Origin of the sequence: Photobacterium leiognathi (genome assembly GCF_030685535.1) — a bacterium.
In the GTDB taxonomy this organism is placed as follows: Bacteria; Pseudomonadota; Gammaproteobacteria; order Enterobacterales; family Vibrionaceae; genus Photobacterium; species Photobacterium leiognathi.
In genome coordinates this window covers 3,155,748-3,174,495 of sequence record NZ_CP131601.1, presented here as the reverse complement: position 1 = coordinate 3,174,495, position 18,748 = coordinate 3,155,748, and the positions used below count along the sequence as shown (strand labels likewise).

19 protein-coding genes and 1 pseudogene are annotated in these 18,748 nt (G+C 43.7%); 10 read left to right on the top strand and 10 right to left on the bottom strand.

Annotated features, from left to right (window positions below):
* Positions 1 to 90: 90 nt before the first annotated feature.
* Positions 91 to 552, bottom strand: a complete 462-nt coding sequence (asnC, locus tag Q7674_RS21385; RefSeq protein ID WP_008985997.1) for a transcriptional regulator AsnC — start codon at positions 550 to 552, stop codon at positions 91 to 93.
* A gap of 162 nt (positions 553 to 714) precedes the next feature.
* On the opposite strand from asnC, the gene Q7674_RS21380 reads away from it, so the two are divergent.
* The 3 genes from Q7674_RS21380 to Q7674_RS21370 all read left to right on the top strand — a co-directional run bounded on the left by Q7674_RS21380 (position 715) and on the right by Q7674_RS21370 (position 3,524).
* Positions 715 to 1,488: a class I SAM-dependent methyltransferase gene (locus Q7674_RS21380; protein WP_305423311.1), complete on the top strand. Its 774-nt coding sequence runs from the start codon at positions 715 to 717 to the stop codon at positions 1,486 to 1,488.
* Between the two features lie 121 nt (positions 1,489 to 1,609).
* Positions 1,610 to 2,068 carry a hypothetical protein gene (locus Q7674_RS21375; protein ID WP_045066489.1) on the top strand — a complete coding sequence of 153 codons (459 nt, stop codon included), beginning with the start codon at positions 1,610 to 1,612 and terminating at the stop codon, positions 2,066 to 2,068.
* A gap of 124 nt (positions 2,069 to 2,192) precedes the next feature.
* Positions 2,193 to 3,524 (top strand): IS4 family transposase, encoded by a 1,332-nt coding sequence (locus Q7674_RS21370; RefSeq protein WP_045066500.1) that lies wholly within the window; start codon positions 2,193 to 2,195, stop codon positions 3,522 to 3,524.
* 334 nt (positions 3,525 to 3,858) lie between these two features.
* Here the strand turns inward: Q7674_RS21370 and Q7674_RS21365 are convergent, their stop codons facing one another.
* The 4 genes from Q7674_RS21365 to hemC are packed head-to-tail and all read right to left on the bottom strand — an operon-like array spanning position 3,859 to position 8,091.
* On the bottom strand, positions 3,859 to 5,043 hold the full coding sequence (locus tag Q7674_RS21365; RefSeq protein WP_305423309.1) for a heme biosynthesis protein HemY: 1,185 nt from the start codon (positions 5,041 to 5,043) through the stop codon (positions 3,859 to 3,861).
* Positions 5,043 to 6,398, bottom strand: a complete 1,356-nt coding sequence (gene hemX, locus Q7674_RS21360; RefSeq protein ID WP_305423307.1) for a uroporphyrinogen-III C-methyltransferase — start codon at positions 6,396 to 6,398, stop codon at positions 5,043 to 5,045. The genes Q7674_RS21365 and hemX overlap by 1 nt, the downstream gene beginning before the upstream one ends.
* Before the next feature lie 14 nt (positions 6,399 to 6,412).
* On the bottom strand, positions 6,413 to 7,159 hold the full coding sequence (locus Q7674_RS21355; RefSeq protein WP_305423305.1) for a uroporphyrinogen-III synthase: 747 nt from the start codon (positions 7,157 to 7,159) through the stop codon (positions 6,413 to 6,415).
* Positions 7,159 to 8,091 carry a hydroxymethylbilane synthase gene (gene hemC, locus Q7674_RS21350; protein ID WP_023931290.1) on the bottom strand — a complete coding sequence of 311 codons (933 nt, stop codon included), beginning with the start codon at positions 8,089 to 8,091 and terminating at the stop codon, positions 7,159 to 7,161. Before hemC ends, Q7674_RS21355 begins: the two co-directional genes overlap by 1 nt.
* 396 nt (positions 8,092 to 8,487) lie before the next feature.
* Between hemC and Q7674_RS21345 the strand changes: the two genes are divergently transcribed.
* Positions 8,488 to 11,043, top strand: coding sequence for a class I adenylate cyclase (locus Q7674_RS21345; protein ID WP_023931291.1), 2,556 nt, complete (start codon positions 8,488 to 8,490; stop codon positions 11,041 to 11,043).
* A 99-nt stretch (positions 11,044 to 11,142) separates the two neighbouring features.
* On the opposite strand, the gene cyaY is transcribed toward Q7674_RS21345, so the two are convergent.
* Positions 11,143 to 11,454, bottom strand: coding sequence for an iron donor protein CyaY (gene cyaY, locus Q7674_RS21340; RefSeq protein WP_008985989.1), 312 nt, complete (start codon positions 11,452 to 11,454; stop codon positions 11,143 to 11,145).
* Positions 11,455 to 11,532: 78 nt separating this feature from the next.
* Between cyaY and lptM the strand changes: the two genes are divergently transcribed.
* The 6 genes and pseudogenes from lptM to yigB all read left to right on the top strand — a co-directional run bounded on the left by lptM (position 11,533) and on the right by yigB (position 16,210).
* Complete coding sequence (gene lptM / locus Q7674_RS21335) at positions 11,533 to 11,649, top strand: LPS translocon maturation chaperone LptM (protein WP_023931292.1); 117 nt, start codon at positions 11,533 to 11,535, stop codon at positions 11,647 to 11,649.
* A gap of 70 nt (positions 11,650 to 11,719) precedes the next feature.
* Positions 11,720 to 12,971 (top strand): annotated as a pseudogene (lysA, locus tag Q7674_RS21330) (diaminopimelate decarboxylase).
* A 37-nt stretch (positions 12,972 to 13,008) separates the two neighbouring features.
* A complete protein-coding gene (gene dapF, locus Q7674_RS21325; RefSeq protein ID WP_023931294.1) occupies positions 13,009 to 13,839 on the top strand; it encodes a diaminopimelate epimerase in 831 nt (276 codons plus the stop codon).
* A complete protein-coding gene (locus tag Q7674_RS21320; protein ID WP_023931295.1) occupies positions 13,836 to 14,540 on the top strand; it encodes a DUF484 family protein in 705 nt (234 codons plus the stop codon). The genes dapF and Q7674_RS21320 overlap by 4 nt, the downstream gene beginning before the upstream one ends.
* A gap of 2 nt (positions 14,541 to 14,542) precedes the next feature.
* On the top strand, positions 14,543 to 15,451 hold the full coding sequence (gene xerC, locus Q7674_RS21315; protein ID WP_043128559.1) for a tyrosine recombinase XerC: 909 nt from the start codon (positions 14,543 to 14,545) through the stop codon (positions 15,449 to 15,451).
* A 30-nt stretch (positions 15,452 to 15,481) separates the two neighbouring features.
* Positions 15,482 to 16,210: a 5-amino-6-(5-phospho-D-ribitylamino)uracil phosphatase YigB gene (gene yigB / locus Q7674_RS21310; protein WP_045064473.1), complete on the top strand. Its 729-nt coding sequence runs from the start codon at positions 15,482 to 15,484 to the stop codon at positions 16,208 to 16,210.
* A gap of 54 nt (positions 16,211 to 16,264) precedes the next feature.
* Here yigB and Q7674_RS21305 read toward each other — a convergent pair whose 3' ends face one another.
* From Q7674_RS21305 to Q7674_RS21290, 4 genes are read right to left on the bottom strand one after another with little or no spacing between them, the layout of a single operon-like run.
* The gene (locus Q7674_RS21305; protein WP_023931298.1) at positions 16,265 to 16,720 is read right to left on the bottom strand and encodes a DoxX family protein; all 456 of its coding nucleotides are present in this window, start codon (positions 16,718 to 16,720) and stop codon (positions 16,265 to 16,267) included.
* Positions 16,713 to 17,531, bottom strand: coding sequence for an HvfC/BufC N-terminal domain-containing protein (locus Q7674_RS21300; RefSeq protein WP_043128562.1), 819 nt, complete (start codon positions 17,529 to 17,531; stop codon positions 16,713 to 16,715). Before Q7674_RS21300 ends, Q7674_RS21305 begins: the two co-directional genes overlap by 8 nt.
* Positions 17,458 to 18,372, bottom strand: a complete 915-nt coding sequence (gene bufB, locus Q7674_RS21295) for an MNIO family bufferin maturase (protein ID WP_043128564.1) — start codon at positions 18,370 to 18,372, stop codon at positions 17,458 to 17,460. The genes Q7674_RS21300 and bufB overlap by 74 nt, the downstream gene beginning before the upstream one ends.
* Positions 18,373 to 18,636 (bottom strand): BufA1 family periplasmic bufferin-type metallophore, encoded by a 264-nt coding sequence (locus Q7674_RS21290; RefSeq protein WP_023931302.1) that lies wholly within the window; start codon positions 18,634 to 18,636, stop codon positions 18,373 to 18,375.
* Between the last annotated feature and the right edge of the window lie 112 nt (positions 18,637 to 18,748).

Here is an 18,748-nt window from a genome sequence, read left to right as displayed (position 1 = left end):
ACATTAGCGCAACCAACTCCGTTATTACTAATATTGTAGTTGCAATAACGGGGCGGACCATACATTTTATTGTCGATTGAAAGCTATTTTCTAAGGTTTTACATTGCGGTTGATCGGGTTTTGCAGTGAGATAAGGGTCTCAGTGGATTGCACTTCATCAATCGCTTGCAGCTTATCAATAAGCACATACTGCAACTCTTCAATTGAGCGGCACATCAATTTAACGAAGATGTTATAAGCTCCAGTGGTGTAATAGGCTTCAACCACTTCATCTAACTCATTTAGCTTGGCAAGGGCTGAGTGATAATCACGGGCAGCATTTAAGTTAATGCCAATAAAGCAGCAAACATCATAGCCCAATAATTTCGGGTTTATGATCACCTCGGTTCCAGTGATGATTTCCGCTGCTCGCATTTTCTCGACTCGCACATGCACGGTGGCAGGGCTTACGTTAAAGCGTTTCGCCATTTCAGCGTAAGGAATACGGGCGTCATTCATTAAGGCATTAAGAATATCGCGATCTAAATCATCGATACGAATGGATGGCGTCATAATCGTTCCTTTCACGGTGCAGAGAATCAAGTTCGTTGTCGTATCTTATACTTATCTGATGGTGTGATACCAGAGCAAAGGTACAATTGTAGTGCTATAATCCGCGCCCTATGATCGGGTGTGCGTTCACATCCAGATGTTGCTTTTATACCGGAGAATGCTGTGCAGCTTGCCTTAGTTTGTGAAGTTCCTGAACGTCAGTCTGAGTTAGATCAATTAGCCTCACGTTGGGGCTTAAGCCATGATGAAAATAGCTGTTTTGCGTTGGTGCTAACCGCTCAGCAGTTAGAGCTTCGTAAGTTAGATGAGCCAAAACTTGGCGCAGTATTTGTTGATTTAGTCAGTGGCGCGGTGGCGCACCGTCGCAAATTTGGTGGTGGTCGAGGTCAGGCAATAGCGAAAGCCGTTGGCCTAAAAGGTGGAGTGAATCCTACCGTGCTTGATGCCACTGCTGGGCTTGGTCGTGATGCATTTGTGTTAGCGACACTGGGTTGTAAGGTACAGTTGGTAGAGCGTCATCCTGTGGTCGCCGCATTGCTTGATGATGGTTTGATGCGGGCAAAAGCCGATCCTGAAATTGGCGCATGGGTTAGCGAGCGTATGCAGCTATTACATGCCTCTAGCCATGATGCTTTGGTGAAACTTGCTGAAGATCCGGATTTTGTAGCGCCAGATGTGGTGTACCTTGATCCTATGTATCCGCATAAGAAAAAATCAGCGTTAGTGAAAAAAGAAATGCGCGTTTTCCAAACTCTAGTTGGTGCGGATTTAGATGCAGATGGTTTATTTGAACCGGCTTATGCGCTAGCCACGAAACGTGTGGTAGTGAAACGCCCAGATTATGCTGAATTTCTCGCTCAAGCGAAGCCATCAATACCAATTGAGACCAAGAAAAACCGCTTTGATATTTACGTAAAAGCAGCAATGAAAGCCTAAGTGATTGTTACCAATAAATAGTTACAAATAGGGTAAATAAAATCGCAATGCACCACTGGTATTACGAATCATTATCGTTTAATGTTGATAAAAAGGTTCGTTGTTGGCTAGAGGAGCATTCATGGCTAAGACCTTATGTAAATATCGCCGAGCAGAAATTGCCGATCAGTTTGCAACTATCAGTAAGATTGTGAGCGAGCCAAATTACATGTGTGCAAGTTGTACTCGTGTGGCGAGTGATAAAGATTATTTGTGTAAACCTAGTCGTCTGACTAGCGCTGTAAAGGCTGCTCCTCGTCGTGTTGCAAAGCTTGCTGTGCCGCCAGCTCCTCAGCCTACGGCTATCACTGCGCCTAATATTCATAACTTGCCAGCACCAACGGCTGTCGGGCAAAGCCATATTGAAATGGTATCGGTAATTGCAGAAGAAGCCTTAGAGCCTGATAGCTTAAAGCTAAAGCAAGCGAAAAAACTGAAGAAGTTAGCGAAGAAGAAAAATAAGCAGTTGAAGAAAGCGGCGAAAACCGTGAAGAAGTTTGAAAAGCAGCTAAAGAAAGCCAAAAAAGCGTTGGGATTATAAATTTAGATTTAACAAAAAAGCCTCCGTTCTGGGATAACACCTATCACTTAAGAAATTGATTGGTTGCACGATCTTTCAGATAGTTAAAAATACCCTCAGTTTTGCAAAACTGGGGGTATTTTTTATGTTGTCACATTGGCTCATTGATGTAGATGCGTTTGCAGCACCAGAATCACTCTCATTATTTCAAAGAGACTTACCTCTTGAGTGGATTCAACAAGCATTAGATGAAACCAATAAGGCCAGTATACGCAGACGAAAATTACCTGCGGAATTGGTTGTTTGGTTAATCGTTGGAATTGGCCTATATCGTAATAGATCGATAACCGATGTCTTGAATAAACTTGATTTGCAATTATCGCGATCACAAGGTGATTCTATTGCACCAAGTGCTATCCCTCAGGCGCGAAAACGATTGACAGCACAGCCTCTAAAAGCACTTTTCTCACTCACTGCCAAATATTGGACGAAAGCCGAAGATAGCGGAGACACATGGAAAGGCTTACGCCTTTTCTCTGTCGATGGAACTCAATTTAGAAGTCATGATACTCCAGAATTAGCGAGTCACTTTCAGTATGTCAAACACGGTAAGATACAGCATACAGAATACCCTATCGTCAGGTTATGTGCTTTATGCTCCCTTCGTAGTCGATTAATACACAACGTAGCATTTGGTCCCAGCAATATTGGTGAAGAGAACTATGCTAAACAGCTTATATCCTCAATAACGCCAGATTCTTTAACTATTTTTGACCGATGTTATCTTGGCGCCGAGTTGATGATTAATTGGCAACGTCAGCATGATTCGAGTCATTGGATGACTCCAATTAAATCAAATACGCGATATACCGTCATTAAGCAGCTTGATGAAGCAGGACGAGATTTGATTGTAGAAATGGATGTATCCAAATATGCAAGAGCTAAAGACCCAAGCCTTCCTGAAAAATGGCAAGCTCGATTAGTGCTTTATCCAGAAAAAACTCAAAAATATCATATCCAAGGGCTTCTTACTTCCTTAGTTGGTGAGCATTATAGCTATCAAGCTTTGCTTGATGTTTATTTCGAACGTTGGGAGATAGAAAACAGTTATGGTGAAATAAAACATGACATGCTTGAAGATGAAATATTATTGCGTAGTCAATCAGTAGAAGGTATTGAGCAAGAAATATGGGGAATATTGATAGCTTATAATCTTGTTCGCTTAGAAATAAGTAGAATAGCGGCAGAAGCGAATGTTTCACCATTACGGATAAGTTTTATGATGGCGTTAAGAGATATTCAAGATGAATTAATGTGGTGTGCCATCGCTTCGCCAGGTTCAATTCCTCAAAAACTGAGAGCAATGAGAAAACAAGTAAAGCGTTACATATTACCTGAAAGAAAAAAACGGCCCAAGCAGAGAGCCGTTCGTATCAATAAAACTCGTTATCCAGTTCGTTCCAAACACCTTAAGTGATAGGTGTTATCCGTTCTGGGAGGCTTTTTTTATGGCTTCGTATATTAGTCAGCGTTTTTAATTAGTACAGCGGTCATCACGCATACAATTACTGAAATCACGATACCTGAAACAATTAACCAAGGAAGCATATCCATAGCTTAGTTATCCAAATGTTAAGGAAATGGAGACGCTATTGAAGCTGTTTTAAGCAATTATCACAATGGGGTAGATATACCTTGAAATGGCTGTTTACACCTTGAAACATTTTATTGTTAAAAATGTTAATTATCTTTGATTTAGCGAAAAAAAAGCGTCCATTTTCGGACGCTTTTTTGCTGTTAGCCAATGAAGCTTATTTGCTTGGTTGAGCTAATTCTAATGCTTGGCGAGAAGCGGCAGCAGCACCTTGTTTGTCATCTAACTGCTCTAGTGTTGCCACTAAGTGAGCGTAGTCAGTCATATCAGGGCGTACAGCGACAGCTTTTTCAAAATGATCTTTGGCTTCTTGCCAGTTACCTTCAGCCATTAACATCTGACCGAGTGCACTGTGTGTCGCTGCATTGTTACCATCTTGGCGTAGTAACTCTTGTAGCTTCACAATTGCAGGGTGGCGATCAGGCAGATTTAGCTGAGGTACAAGGCTGATTAAACGCTCATCTTGGCTCTTCTTCAGCGCATCACGAAGAACAGGGTAAGCATCGTTATCAGCATGACGTGCCATCATTTGTTTGATAAAGCATGCCACGAGTGCTGGATTCTGCTTGTCTTTACGACCCATGTTGTTCCAGTAACCCACTAAGCCATCAGTACCATTTTGTTGACCTAGGTGTTGCATTTGACCGCATTGTGCTCGCTCATCAAGAGCTGTCGCTTCTTCTGCGGTGATCACGCCAGCTTTAGTAAGCTGAGGGATCAAGGTCAGTAGCGATTTCCAATCTTCAAGCTTTAGGTAGCACTCTTGTAGTAGGCCTAGCACGATAGGGTTACGGGCGTGCTCTTGTTGGACTTCTTGCAATGTTGCCAGTGCTTGCTCAAATTGCTGTTGGCGAATTTGAAGTTTGGCACGGGTTAGTGCTACTGCTAGATTTTGGCTATCTAATTCAGCGGCTTGTTTTAGGTACTCATCACGTTGCTCTGTTTTACCTAAACCTTGTGCCGCTTCTGCTGCCGCTAAGTAGTTCAGCAATGGTGCATCGCTGTATTTGGCTGATTTTGCCAGTAACTTTTCTGCTGGTTTCCAGTTACCTTCAGTGACTTTCAACAAGCCTTCTGAGGTTTGGATACGAGCTTTGCGTACTTTACGGCCACTGAACCAGCCACGCGTTGAGCTACCTAGTGAGAACAGACGTTTTAGAATGAACTCAAGTAGTAAGAAAACAGCAAATAACGCCACAATCAAAATGATCAGCGTCGTTAAACTCATTTCAATGGTTTGGTTTGCCGCTGAAATGAGAACATAACCTTGGTTACCTGCAATCTCAGGACCCACCACAATGCTGGCGATCAGTGCGATAACCAATAACAATAATTTGATCATTATTTGGCCTCCACTGTGGTTTCCGTGCTGTAGGTTACCTTAGCTTTGTTCTCACCTGGGTTTTTCGTTTCAGCCGGTTGGGTTACTGTGGTCTCAAGCTTGGCTTGAGCTGGTTTTTCTGCCGCAGGCTTTTGCTCTGTTGCAGGGGCTTCAGCTTTTGGTGCTGGCTTTACCGCAGGTTTCGTTTGTTTAACGGGTTGTGCTGTATCACCAATGGTTGCCATCTTATTGCGTAGTACTTGGTTAACTAATTTGGTGATCATCGGCTGAGATTGCAGCTGCTCAGGGTATTTCACTGTGATTTGCTGCTGCGCGAGTTGATCAAGGCTCTTGATGAAGTTTTGTGTCAGTGGCGATGACATATCGTAGTATTGCTCAGCCCACTTCTTCGCCGTTTCTAGCGAAATCTTGTAAACCTCACCTTGCTCACGGTAAACCGCATTGATCGCTGTCTCTAGCTTATTTTTGATGTTTTGCTGTAAGTAGAAATCTTGCTTAGGTGATAGTAGTGGTACTACGTTGCCATCACGCTTGCGGTAAGTAATGAAGTGATCGCCAAAGTTTTTCAGCGATGTCATTAGGTTTGTTTTCCAATCATCAACCGATTGACTTACTGTCTTCGCTTGCTCTTCTGCTTCCGCTTTCGGCAAGATAGCATTAGCAAGTGGTAGCGAATCAACCGTGTTTTCTAAGCTTGTTAAGCGTAGTACTAGGCCATCACGATCAACCGTTGTTAATGACTTCAACGTTGTAATGTCGTTACTCATTGCTTGACGAAGGTTTTTCAAGCTTGGATCGTTTAGCTCTGCAATACGATGATCGGCAGCTTCAAGTAGCAGGGTTGCACTGGTCACGTCATGCTCAAGCCACAGTTTACGGCCTGCCATTTTCACTAGGTAGTCAGCTTCTGCTAGTAGCCAATCGTTAGGATTATTCCCTTTTAGCTCAGCGACTGTAGTTTGTAGTGCATCAATGGATTTTTGCTGCTGGTTAAAGCTTGCTTCAGTGCTACGGAAACCACCGTTAATCATACCGATAGTTTCTTTTTGTTCGTTTTGCATTGCGGCTTTCATACCCGCAATTTGCTGTTGTAGCGCATCAATATGCTGTTGCTGCTGCAATCCTTGCTGATGACCGTGGTAGTACAGACCACCACCTAGCGCGAGAACTAATGCAATCGCAACCCAACCGGTTTTGCTACCTGATTTCTTTTCTGTTTTATCAGTTTTTGCTGGTGCTTTCGTTGGATTGGTTGTTGTTGATGTGTCTTTAGCTAGCGCTGCAGTTTGTGCGGTGGTTGGTTTGTCCTGCTTTGACTGTTCCGCTGCTTTATTGTTGTTAGATTTGTCTGTCATCCTAATTATTCCGTTTAGCTAAAGTTGCTTAGGAACGTGAAAAGTGCGTTATTGGAAGCACTGCCCACGGTGGAAATATTCACAAAGCCAAGCGTTGCTGCTTGCTCTGCCACTCTTTGACTTGGGACGAGAAGGTGGCAATGGAAAAACCAAGTCAAATGTTGGGTTGGGATCTTCTGAGTTAAAAAAACCAGTTGCTCGGCACTGGTGATCACCAGAGTATCCACATGTTGATGTTGCCACTGTTGTATTAGCTTCTCGCCATCGAGATCCAGCCAACATCGCTGATAAGTTTCGCAATAGTTAACTACGGCCTGACGTGCTGTTAATGCCTGATGGATCAACTCTCTACCACCATTACCGCGTAATATAAGGACATTACGACCAGCCATATCAGCCAGTTCGGGTAAGGCGAGTAAGCCTTCGCTATCACAGCGATGTGCTGGTGATGATACTTGTTGACCACTTAACTTTGTCAAAGTTGCGGCAGTTTTGTGGTCAACCGCTATATAATGCACGTTTTTTAGCCATGCTGCACCTTGTGATATCAAGTAATCGTGCGCAAATGCCACCGCATGATGGCTGACTGCAATAATATAGTCACCAGCAGTTAATTCATTGAGTTGTCGCAATAATGATGGAAGTCCATCACCTGCTTTTAAGGTTAACAGGGGTTGGGCAAGCGCGCTGATCGCCGTAGCATTCAGTTGCTCAGCCAATTGATAACAATCGGGAGCGGGGCGGGTGATCAGCACTGTCATTATGCGTTACCGTATAGGCGATCTAAGATCTCTTTTGCGCCATCTGCAAGAAGTTGATCGGCAAGGGTTGTACCTAGCTGCTCAGCTTGTGCAATAGGGCCGCGAATTTCTGCGCGAACAATCTTGCTACCGTCAGGCTCACCGACAAGGGCACGTAGCCAAATTTCATCACCTTCTAGTAGAGCATAACTACCGATTGGTACCTGACAACCACCTTGTAGACGGTTATTCATCGCACGCTCACACAAAACACGTGTCGCCGTTGGTTGGTGGTTAAGCGCATCAAGCAACTGACGAACTCGGGTATCATCTAAACGACATTCGATACCAACAGCGCCTTGACCAACTGCTGGTAGGCTTGTTTCTGGTGCGATCTCACTACGGATGCGATCTTCCATCTTCAAACGCTTAAGTCCGGCACAAGCAAGAATAATGGCATCGTACTCGCCATCATCCAATTTACGTAGGCGTGTATTCACATTACCACGAAGATCATTAACGATAAGATCAGGGCGTTGTGCACGTAGCTGACATTGACGACGTAAGCTTGATGTACCGACGATGGCACCTTGTGGTAGTTCGTCAATGCTGTTGTATTTATTTGACACAAATGCATCACGTGGATCTTCACGCTCACAGATGGTCACTAGGCCAAGGCCTTCAGGAAACTCGACAGGTACGTCTTTCATTGAATGCACCGCGATATCAGCGCGGCCTTCAAGCATTGCTACTTCTAATTCTTTTACAAATAGACCTTTACCACCCACTTTTGCCAGTGGAGTGTCTAGGATGATGTCGCCTTTTGTCACCATTGGGACAAGCTCAACAACAATGCCTGGATGTGCTTGCTCTAACTCTGCTTTTACGAATTCTGCTTGCCACATAGCCAGTGGGCTTTTACGTGTTGCAATGCGGATTGGTTGACTGGTCATAAGTATTGGGGATCCATATACAAGGTTATAATTCTTTTATTAGGCACATCGTACCATTAGCAACGTCTCGATGATAATTTGCTTGTTCCATTGGAGTATATGCATATTATTGTGTTGCTAATAGTTTAAAAAAATGTGATATTAATCACATCTACCTTAAATGATAAAGTGATGATCTGCCATCGACTGGCGTTAACTCAGCATTGTACTAATTTGAGGTAACAGTTTATGGATGAACCATACAGAATTGTTGCATTACCCCGGTTGGCATTATCTTTACCATGGGTATTAAAAGTGTTACATTGATCACGTTTTTGCTCATATTTAACACAGCCCTTATTTTCCTAATGGCAAAATTTGGGGTGCTTCAACGCTGGTAGCTCTTGGAAGAGTAATTTGCAAAATTATATTAAGACGCTGAAAGGCAGGCTTGATTCATTAACAGATGTTCGTATCGAACGAGCAAAGTTAGCGATGAGTGCTCAATCAGTGCAAGTGTTCGACTTGTTGCCTGTCTTACTTCATTACAATCACCCTGCATTACCTGGTTTTCTTGACCAACAGGTACCTCAAGGGATCGCGAAATTTGTTGTTAGCGATGTCCAACAACAGTTCGTGAATGATTGCGCCCATTCTGCCGATCTCTCGGTCGAACCTCTATTGCTTAACGATAACGAATGCCCTATCACTGGTTTATATGCCATGGGTAGTACCTCGTCTATGGGGCAAAGCTTAACTAGCGATCTTGATATCTGGGTTTGTATCCGAACTTCACTTACCCCAGCTGAGCGTACCACGCTTGATAGCAAGTGCCGTCTCGTTTCTGAGTGGGCGATGGAGCAAGGTGTTGAAGCTAACTTCTTCTTAATTGATGAAAATCGATTCCGTCATAACTTCTCAGAAGCCATGACAGGTGAGAACTGTGGTTCGAGCCAGCATTTACTTTTATTAGACGAATTCTATCGCTCTGCTGTGTGTTTAGCGGGGCTGCCACTATTATGGTTTATGGTGCCGCCAGAAATGGAAGAGTGCTATGAGCAATATGTGGCTTATATTGTTGAGCAAGAATACATCAATCTTGATGAGTGGATTGATTTTGGTGGCTTAACCCGTATTCCTGCAGAAGAGTACTTTGGCTCTAGCTTATGGCAACTTTATAAAAGTATCGACTCACCTTATAAGTCGGTATTAAAGGCCATTTTGCTGGAAGCGTATTCTTGGGAATACCCACATACCCAGTTACTAAGCTTGGATGGTAAGCGTCGCTTCTTCGCCGAAGATCGCAGTGAATACTGCATGGATGCTTACTATTTAATGCTAGAAAAAGTCACGCGTTACCTTGAGCGTATTGACGATCACCGTCGTCTTGATCTGGTGCGTCGCTGTTTCTATTTAAAGACTCATGAAAAGTTGTCTCGTGAACCAAGTGCAGGCTCTGTGCCTTGGCGTCGCCGAGTGCTAAAACATTTAACCGAGCAATGGCAGTGGTCTGATAGCGTGATCAAAGAGCTTGATCACCGCCGTGATTGGAAAGTCGCGCAGGTTAAAGAAGCTCATAATGAGCTGCTTGATGCGTTAATGCTCAGTTATCGTAACCTGATCCGTTTTGCTCGTCGTAACAATATTACTTCTGCGATCAGTCCTGAAGATATCAGTATATTGGCGCGTAAACTGTATGCGGCATTTGAGGTGCTGCCAGGTAAAGTGACGCTGCTTAATCCGCAAATTTCACCGGATTTACACGAAGAAGACATTACCTTTATTCAGGTGCCTGAAGGTCGTAGTAATGCTGCGGGTTGGTATCTATATAAACAGCCGATTGACCCATTTTTGATCATGGGACAACCTTCGCTGGAGCATAACCGCTATTTATCAAAATTAGTGGCGTGGAGTTATTTCAACGGCCTGCTGACAGAATCCACTCACCTTCACACAGTGGTACGTGACGCTGATTTTGATTTAGATAAGTTGTATCAATTGGTCAGTGATATTCGTAATACTTTCCCAATTCGTCGTCCAAATCCAAGCTTGCAGGCGTTATCGAGCCCGTGTGAAATTCGCCAGTTAGGGTTGTTTATTAATTTAGAAAATGACCCAACGAATGAGTTAAAAAATCGCTCGGTAAGGTTTGATTTTAAATCGACAGATATTTTCAGTTACGGTCCTGAGCAGAAATGCTTAGTCGGTAGTGTAGATTTAATCTACCGCAACTCTTGGAATGAAGTACGTACGCTGAATTTTAGCGGCGATAACGCGATGTTAGATGCACTGAAAACCATGCTGGGAAAAATGCACCATGATGCGATCCCACCTGAAGCGGTTGATGTGTTCTGTTACAGCAAACACATGCGTGGTTTGATCCGTAACTTGGTGTACCAATTGGTAGCAGAATGCATTGAAATGCGTTTAAAGCCAGTAGAAGAAGAGAAACGTCGTCGATTTAAAGCTATCCGTATCGCAGAAGAAACCTTTGGCTTATTCTTCGAACGTCGTGGTGTATCGGTGCAACGTTTGGAAAACCCAGTGGATTTTTACAGTTGTATTTCATCGAATAAAGTCAGTGAAGTACCTCATGTGGTAATGGGTAAAATGGATGAGCCGCATCCACCACAGATTGTTGATGCGTACGCCAGTGAAGGTTTGATTCAATTCTTCTTTGAAGATTGTGAGCAGGGCTACAACATCTACATCTTAGATGAAACCAACCAGATGGAAGTGTACCGTCAGTGTAGTGGTAATAAAGATGAGATGGTGCATGGCGTGAACCGTTTTTATACTTCGGCGCAAGATCGCTTTAGTGCGACTAACTTTATTAACTTTAACTTGCCTCAGTTCTACGACATCGTACATAGCGATGATGGCAAGCTACAAGTATTGCCATTTAAGAGTGGGCAAGTGCCACGTAAAAAGCCGGATCTTGGTGCGAACTCTACAGGTATGCTGAACAGTTAAGTCATATATTCGATCGTTTCTGCGATTGAAATGAAAAAGCCTTCACGACATGAAGGCTTTTTTTATAGGTATTTATTGCCGTGGCATAGGCTGATGGCATTACCAATCAACTGTTTCACCTGCGTGAACAGAACATTCACGTTTTAGTAGTGAAAATAGCTCTTCATCACTGCGGGTACAACGCCATTCGCTACCATTATATTTAAAGTGGTAACCGCCTGTTTTTGATGCTAGCCATAGCTCATGTAACGGCTCTTGGCGGTTAATAACGATTTGGCTGCGGTTAGCAAATTCTAGCGTTAGTACATTGCCTGTCGTCTCTGGCTCAATGTCAGCACCGGATTCATCGATACCTTCTTCGATTTGCATTAGTGCTAAATCGGCTAATTGGTGAAATTCAGTGTCATTCATCCTATTGTGTCCTATTGCTTTTCCTGTTCTTGGTGCGATTATAGAGGGCATTGGTTTGATAATCACTGGCTTTGAATTATGCGTAAAGGTTTATTAGCAATTTTTGTGTTGGCTACCGTAACATTAGTGGGTTGCGGACAGAGTGGAGCACTCTACATGCCGAAAGATGCACCACAGCAAGAACAAACAAAGTAAAAGATAAATAAACACTGACATTGAACAGTGTGGCAATTGAAAGCAGCTACTCAACAGGGAAGATAAAACATTGGATCACTTTAATTACCAACAAAACGATCAGCTATGGGCTGAAGACGTGCCATTGGCGCAATTAGCCGAGCAATATGGCACGCCACTTTATGTGTATTCTCGTGCAACGCTAGAGCGTCACTGGAAAGCCTTCGATGAGGCCGTTGCAACGCAGCCTCACCTTATTTGTTATGCGGTAAAAGCAAACTCTAACCTTGGCGTGCTAAATGTCTTAGCTCGTTTAGGTTCGGGCTTTGATATTGTGTCGCAAGGTGAGCTTGAGCGTGTGATTGCCGCTGGTGGCGATCCGGCGAAAGTGGTGTTCTCAGGTGTGGGTAAAACCTCTGCTGAGATGAAACGTGCACTTGAGTTAGGTATTAAGTGTTTCAATGTTGAATCAGAACCTGAACTAGAGCGTCTTAATCTGGTGGCTGAGCAACTAGGTGTGATTGCACCTATCTCACTGCGTATTAACCCAGATGTTGATGCTAAAACTCACCCTTATATTTCAACCTGTCTGCGTGATAACAAGTTTGGTATTGCCTTTGAGCGAGCGGTTGAAGTGTATCGTTTAGCGCACAGCTTGCCACACCTGAAAGTGGTGGGGATGGACTGTCATATTGGCTCTCAGCTTACTGAAATCACCCCGTTTATTGATGCAACGGATCGCCTATTAGCTCTGGTTGATGAGCTAAAAGCCGAAGGGATTGCCATTGAGCATCTCGATCTTGGTGGCGGTTTAGGGGTGACGTACAGCGACGAGCAACCGCCGCTTCCGGCAGATTATGCCAAAGCGCTATTGGGGCGTTTAGAAAATTACCCAGAGTTAGAGCTTATTTTTGAGCCGGGTCGTGCAATTGCAGCGAATGCAGGTGTTCTTCTGACTAAAGTCGAATTCCTAAAGCATACTGAACATAAGAACTTTGCCATTGTTGATGCGGCAATGAACGATTTGATCCGCCCGACATTGTATTCTGCGTGGCAAGGCATTGTGCCTGGTTATTCCTCGTCAAGGTGAAGCGCAGGTGTATGACTTAGTTGGGCCTATTTGTGAAACCGGCGACTTTATTGGTAAAGATCGCAGCTTGTGTTTAGCGCAAGGTGATTTACTGGCGGTGCGTTCTGCGGGAGCATACGGTTTTGTGATGGCATCAAATTACAATACCCGTGCCCGTGCTGCAGAAGTGATGGTTGATGGTGAGCAAGTGCACCTCGTACGTGAACGTGAAACGCTAGCGCAGTTGTGGCAACTCGAACATATTGTTGAGTGATCATGGCTGCAACGAAGAATAAAAATTAAGGAACATCATGCAGATTAATTTTTCCAAAATGCATGGGTTAGGCAATGACTTTGTCGTTGTCGATTGCGTGACACAAAATGTATTTTTTTCACCTGATGCGATCCGCCGCTTAGCGGATCGCCATCGTGGTATTGGCTTTGATCAGCTATTGGTGGTTGAGCCGCCTTACGATCCAGAAACCGATTTTCATTACCGTATCTTCAATGCTGACGGTAGTGAAGTGGAGCAGTGTGGTAATGGTGCTCGTTGTTTTGCGCGTTTTGTCTCGATGAAAGGCTTAACGAATAAGTATCATATTTCGGTCAGTACTAAAGCGGGCAAAATGATCCTGAAACTTGAAAACGATAATCAAGTGACAGTGAACATGGGCGTGCCGATTTTTGAGCCAAATAAGATTCCGATGAAAGCCAAACAGGCTGAAAAAACCTATATCTTACGTGCTGGTGATCAAACGCTATTTTGTGGCGCAGCGAGCATGGGTAACCCTCACTGTGTCACCGTTGTGGATGATGTCGATACCGCAGATGTTGATACATTGGGCCCATTACTGGAATCTCATGAACGTTTTCCTGAGCGAGTAAACGCTGGCTTTATGCAGGTGCTTGATCGCAACAATGTACGCTTGCGGGTATATGAGCGTGGTGCAGGAGAGACGCAAGCGTGTGGTAGTGGTGCTTGTGCGGCAGTAGCAATTGGTCGAATCCAAGGCTTATTGGATGAAAATGTGAAAGTATCACTGCCGGGTGGTGATTTACACATTCGTTGGGCTGGTGAAGGTAAACCATTATTTATGACCGGACCTGCGGCACACGTTTTTGACGGACAGTTTAATCTATGACAACACTTTCTCAGCAAACTTGTTCATCAGGGGATGAATTGAACGAGGTGCTGAATGAGCAAACAGTACTCACTTATTTGCGAAATAATCCCACTTTTTTCTCACACCAAGCGGAGTGGTTAAGTGAGGTGCGGATCCCCCATCAAGCTCGTGGTACAGTCTCTTTAGTCGATATTCAACTTGAGCGGCTGCGACTACGGATTGCTGAATTAGAGCAACAACAAGCAACATTGCTAGTTAACGCTACGAAAAGTGGCGAATTATCGGTTATGTTCTCGAATGCTCAAATACAATTATTACAATGCCATAATATCTATCAGGTACTCACCATTGTTGAAGCGTTAGCCGAGCAATTACAGTTGTCGGTTTGTCTGCGTTTGTTCGACACGGATGATGAACTGCTGTATCTAGCGCGTCACCGATTTAATGATTTTTATCGCTCTCGCTTAGTGCAGGATCGCCCTTATTTAGGTCGTTTACGTCGTCCTGAGGCTGAATTATTGTTTGCTCATCCGCCACAGTTAGGTTCATTCATTGTATTGCCCTTAGGTCGCTCAGCAGCCAATGGGGTGTTGAGTTTTGCCAGTGCCGATGGTGGGCATTTTCAACCAGAGATGGATACCTTGTTTGTTGAGCAATTAGCGACAACCATCAGTCATCTGATAGAGCATTGGCAATATACCCGTGAGGTTATTGACTAGCTATGTTACCCCGCAATTTGGAACAACCCCTTGAGCGTTTCTACGAGTATTTACGTAGTGAGCGTGAACTCAGTTTACATACCCAACAAAACTACAAGCGCCAATTAACCCGTATTGCAGAGCAATTAATGGAGTTAAAAGTAGAGAGCTGGCAGCAAGTTGATGCAGGCTGGGTACGTCAAATTGCCAGTAAAGGGATGCGTGATGGCTTAAAGGCCAGCAGCTTAGCCATGCGTCTTTCTGCATTGCGGAGTTTCTTTGATTTTCTGGTTCATCAAAACGTATTAAAAGCTAATCCTGCGAAAGGCGTGGCGGCTCCTCGTAAATCGCGTCCATTGCCGAAAAATCTTGATGTTGATGAAATGAATCAACTGCTGGATGTGAACGAAGATGATCCATTAGCTATCCGTGATCGGGCTATGATGGAGCTGATGTACGGTGCGGGTTTACGTTTATCTGAATTAGTCGGTATCGATCTGCGTAATATTAGCCTGAGTAAAGGGGATTTACGGGTGATCGGTAAGGGTGATAAAGAGCGTATTGTACCGTTTTCAGGGCTTGCTCGTGAGTGGGTAGCAAAGTGGCTTAAACTCCGAGATTCAATCGCTCAAGCTGACGAACAAGCGCTATTTGTATCTAAACTCGGACATCGTATATCAACCCGTAATGTGCAAAAAAGGATGGCGGAATGGGGACAAAAACAAGCGGTATCAAGCCATATTAATCCTCATAAATTACGCCACAGCTTTGCCACCCATATGCTCGAATCCAGTGGTGATCTCCGTGCTGTACAAGAATTGCTTGGACATGCGAATTTATCGACGACACAGATCTATACTCATTTGGATTTCCAACATTTGGCAAAAGTGTACGATGAAGCCCATCCTCGAGCGAAGAAACGTAATAAGTAATTGTCATTTTCGGATAATTAAAGAGATATCATGCATTTTTACCGTCAATTAACGCCATTTCGTGCACTTTCCTTCGATCTTGACGACACCTTATATGACAACCGTCCGGTGATCCAACGGGTAGAGCAAGCGATGTTTACATGGTTAACGCAGCGCTTGCCGCCGCATATCGCAGTGGATGTAAATTCATGGCAGAGGTTAAAACAACAACTTGCAACTGCTGATCCTATGCTAAGGCATGATGTCAGTGCGTGGCGTGTCGAGACGTTGAAAATTGGCTTTATGCAGTTAGGTGTTCGTTTAAAACAAGCTGAAGCGTTGGCACAACAAGGGCTTGAGGTTGCGCTTGAAGTGCGTAATCAAGTCGATGTTCCTGATGAAACGCACCGAGTATTAAAAGCGTTAAGTGCGCATTTTCCTTTGATTGGGTTAACCAATGGCAATGTGGATGCAAAAAAAATTGGCTTAGCGCCGTATTTTGTCGAAGTGTTTCAAGCTGGGAAAGATGGCTTAGCTAAACCTGAAGCAGATTTATTTAACTTGGCGACACAGACATTACAGTTGCCTGCATCTTCGATTTTACATGTAGGCGATCATCTAAAAACTGATGTCTATGGCGCGAAATTACATGGCTTTCAAGCCTGTTGGTTTAACGATCAAAACAAGCCCATTTTACAGCAATCGAAAGCACTGACGTTACCTGATGTCGAGATCTCGCAGCTATCACAGTTACTTACGATAGTTGGACTCGAGCAATAATAAAGTGAAATAAAAAAGCGACCTTCGGTCGCTTTTTTCATGTTTAGGACTCAGTTAACAAGATGAATGTTGTGGTGTTTGGCGATTGAGGATGTGATCTAATGAAAGGCTGCCAGCACCCCAAATGACATTGACCAATAACATCATTCCCCATAGCTGGTGATCGTAAAAACCTTGCTCCCACAATACAGGGTAAGAGACTACTGCTATAGCATTAAAAACGAAAAGTAACAGTGCCATTGGTCGAGTAAATAACCCTAACGTAAGGAAAATAGGCACAATCATTTCAACGGCAGTACCAATATAGGCAGCCCACAGCCAAGACATAAAGGGGACTTGATACTCGTTTTCAAATAGGTACAAGGTGCTATCCCAGCTAGAAAACTTGATCATGCCCGATTGGAAAAAGACCCACGCAACCCATAGCCGTGTAAAGAGCAAAAGCACTGGGATAAGTGGAGTGGTTAAGAATGAAAAAACGGGATCGATACGGCGAATAAAACTATCCATCGTTAGCCTCCAAGATATCGTTAACCAATTGGTACTGAAGTAAATAAGGTAGCTGCGCTAGCATTTCATCTGAGGCTTGATTCAGTGGTTTTTGTTGTTGGCAATGGATGAGTAGTGCACCTAATTGGGCTGAAATACCTTGGGTAAAAATATATCGGTTGCGCTGCTGAATAAGGATAGTTTGCGGCTGATTAATATCTAGCTCAGCAAAGGGATCGTTGTTAGCTGATGGTGTTGTTTGTGTTGTTTCCAACATCTCGTTTTGCACTAGTTGCCACAATGCACCAACGTTATAAGGGCTATTCAGCACATAGGTCGCGTCTGGAATATGAAAATAATGGCGCCCAAAAGCATCAAGATCATTGCTGTTTTGCAGTTGCTGGAGTTTTTCTAATGGGAATTGATGTTGCTGGATAGGCATACGGCTTGCGATATCTCGATACCACTCCAATTGCGCAAGATCGATGAGATAAGGTAAGGCTTTATTGACCGTTGGGCTTTTTGCGATCGTGACATGAAATCCTTCACCATACATGCTGACATCACCTTCACTCAGTGGTGAATGAAGAATATGCAGCCTTGCTAATTGGACAAAGCAATCATGTCCAATCATGGCTTTTACGGTGGGATACACGGCCGCTAAGATCTCAGTGAGACTAAGAATAAAATTATTACGGTAAATTTGTAGTCGTTGCTCAGCACTAAAGTGGTTGGCATTGATCGATTGAGATACCGAGCTATCTCGATATTGTAGTGCTTTGGCAAAGGATTGTTGGATGTGGTGAAGATCGTTCTTTACAGCATATTTCATGATGATGTTCTCGTTTCAGAATAACGTCTGCTTTAGCCGCTTCAGCGAGTAATCTTTCTAATGGTGGTAAATCCGCATCCCATTCAATCAAGGTGGGAAAATGTTTACCGTGCTGCTCTACCCATTGACGGTAAAGTTGCCACACGGGCTCACTAACAGGCTGGTTATGGGTGTCAATCCAGATCTCTCCTTGCGGAAAATGTTTGACGGTAAAGCCTGCTAAGTGGATCTCTTTTACTGTTTCTGGGTTAATGGCATTTAAGTAGGTTTGGCAATCAAACTGATGATTAAAGCTATTGACGTAAATGTTATTTAAATCCAATAACAAGCCACATCCTGTGCGTTGTTGTACGGTGGTTAAAAATTCCCATTCAGGTATTACAGAATGTGCAAAGCTTAGATAACTGGATGGGTTCTCAATAAGTATTTGTCGATTAAGCAGATCTTGAACTTGCACAACTTTCTGACAAAAAAGATCTAACGCTTGTTTGGTATAAGGTAACGGTAGTAAATCATTAAAATATTGGCCGTCGATCGAACTCCAACTGAGGTGATCGGAAACCATGATTGGATTAACTACATCGATCAGTTGTTTGAGTTGTTTGACATGCTCAAGGTTAATGGGATCGGCAGAGCCCAGTGATAACCCAATACCGTGACAGCTGATGGGATAGTGCTCTATGAGAGTCATGAGTTGCTGGTACTGTGGTGTATGGCGGTTAAAAAAGTTTTCACTATGAATTTCTAACCAGCCCACGCTTGGAAACTGCTCGATGAAATCTTGATGATGCGGTGAGCGTAAGCCCACCCCAATCAAATCTGTTAACACATGCGTGTTCATTTATGCTGACTCTGTAGAGCCACCTTGAAGGCGGTCACACATACCTTTTGGTACCGTAATAAAGGCATCTTTTTGACCATCTACTTTTGAGGTACCGGAACAAGATGAGGTTTTGGTCGCACAGTCATTTTTCCCAGCTTTTGCTACGCCATAGCATTTTTCTTTCGCTTCTCCAGCAACTGCGGAGGTAGAGGCAACACTACCTGCTAATGCGATTAAACCTGTCATTGCTGATGCCAGTGCTAACTTATTTACTTTGTTCATAATATTTCCTCTTTCTATTCGCAGGGATGACTAGACTTTCTGTAGTGGCGTTTAAACGCTCTGTCTTATAGGAAAGGAGAAGTGGTGACTTTATTGCGAAAAAATAATAAAT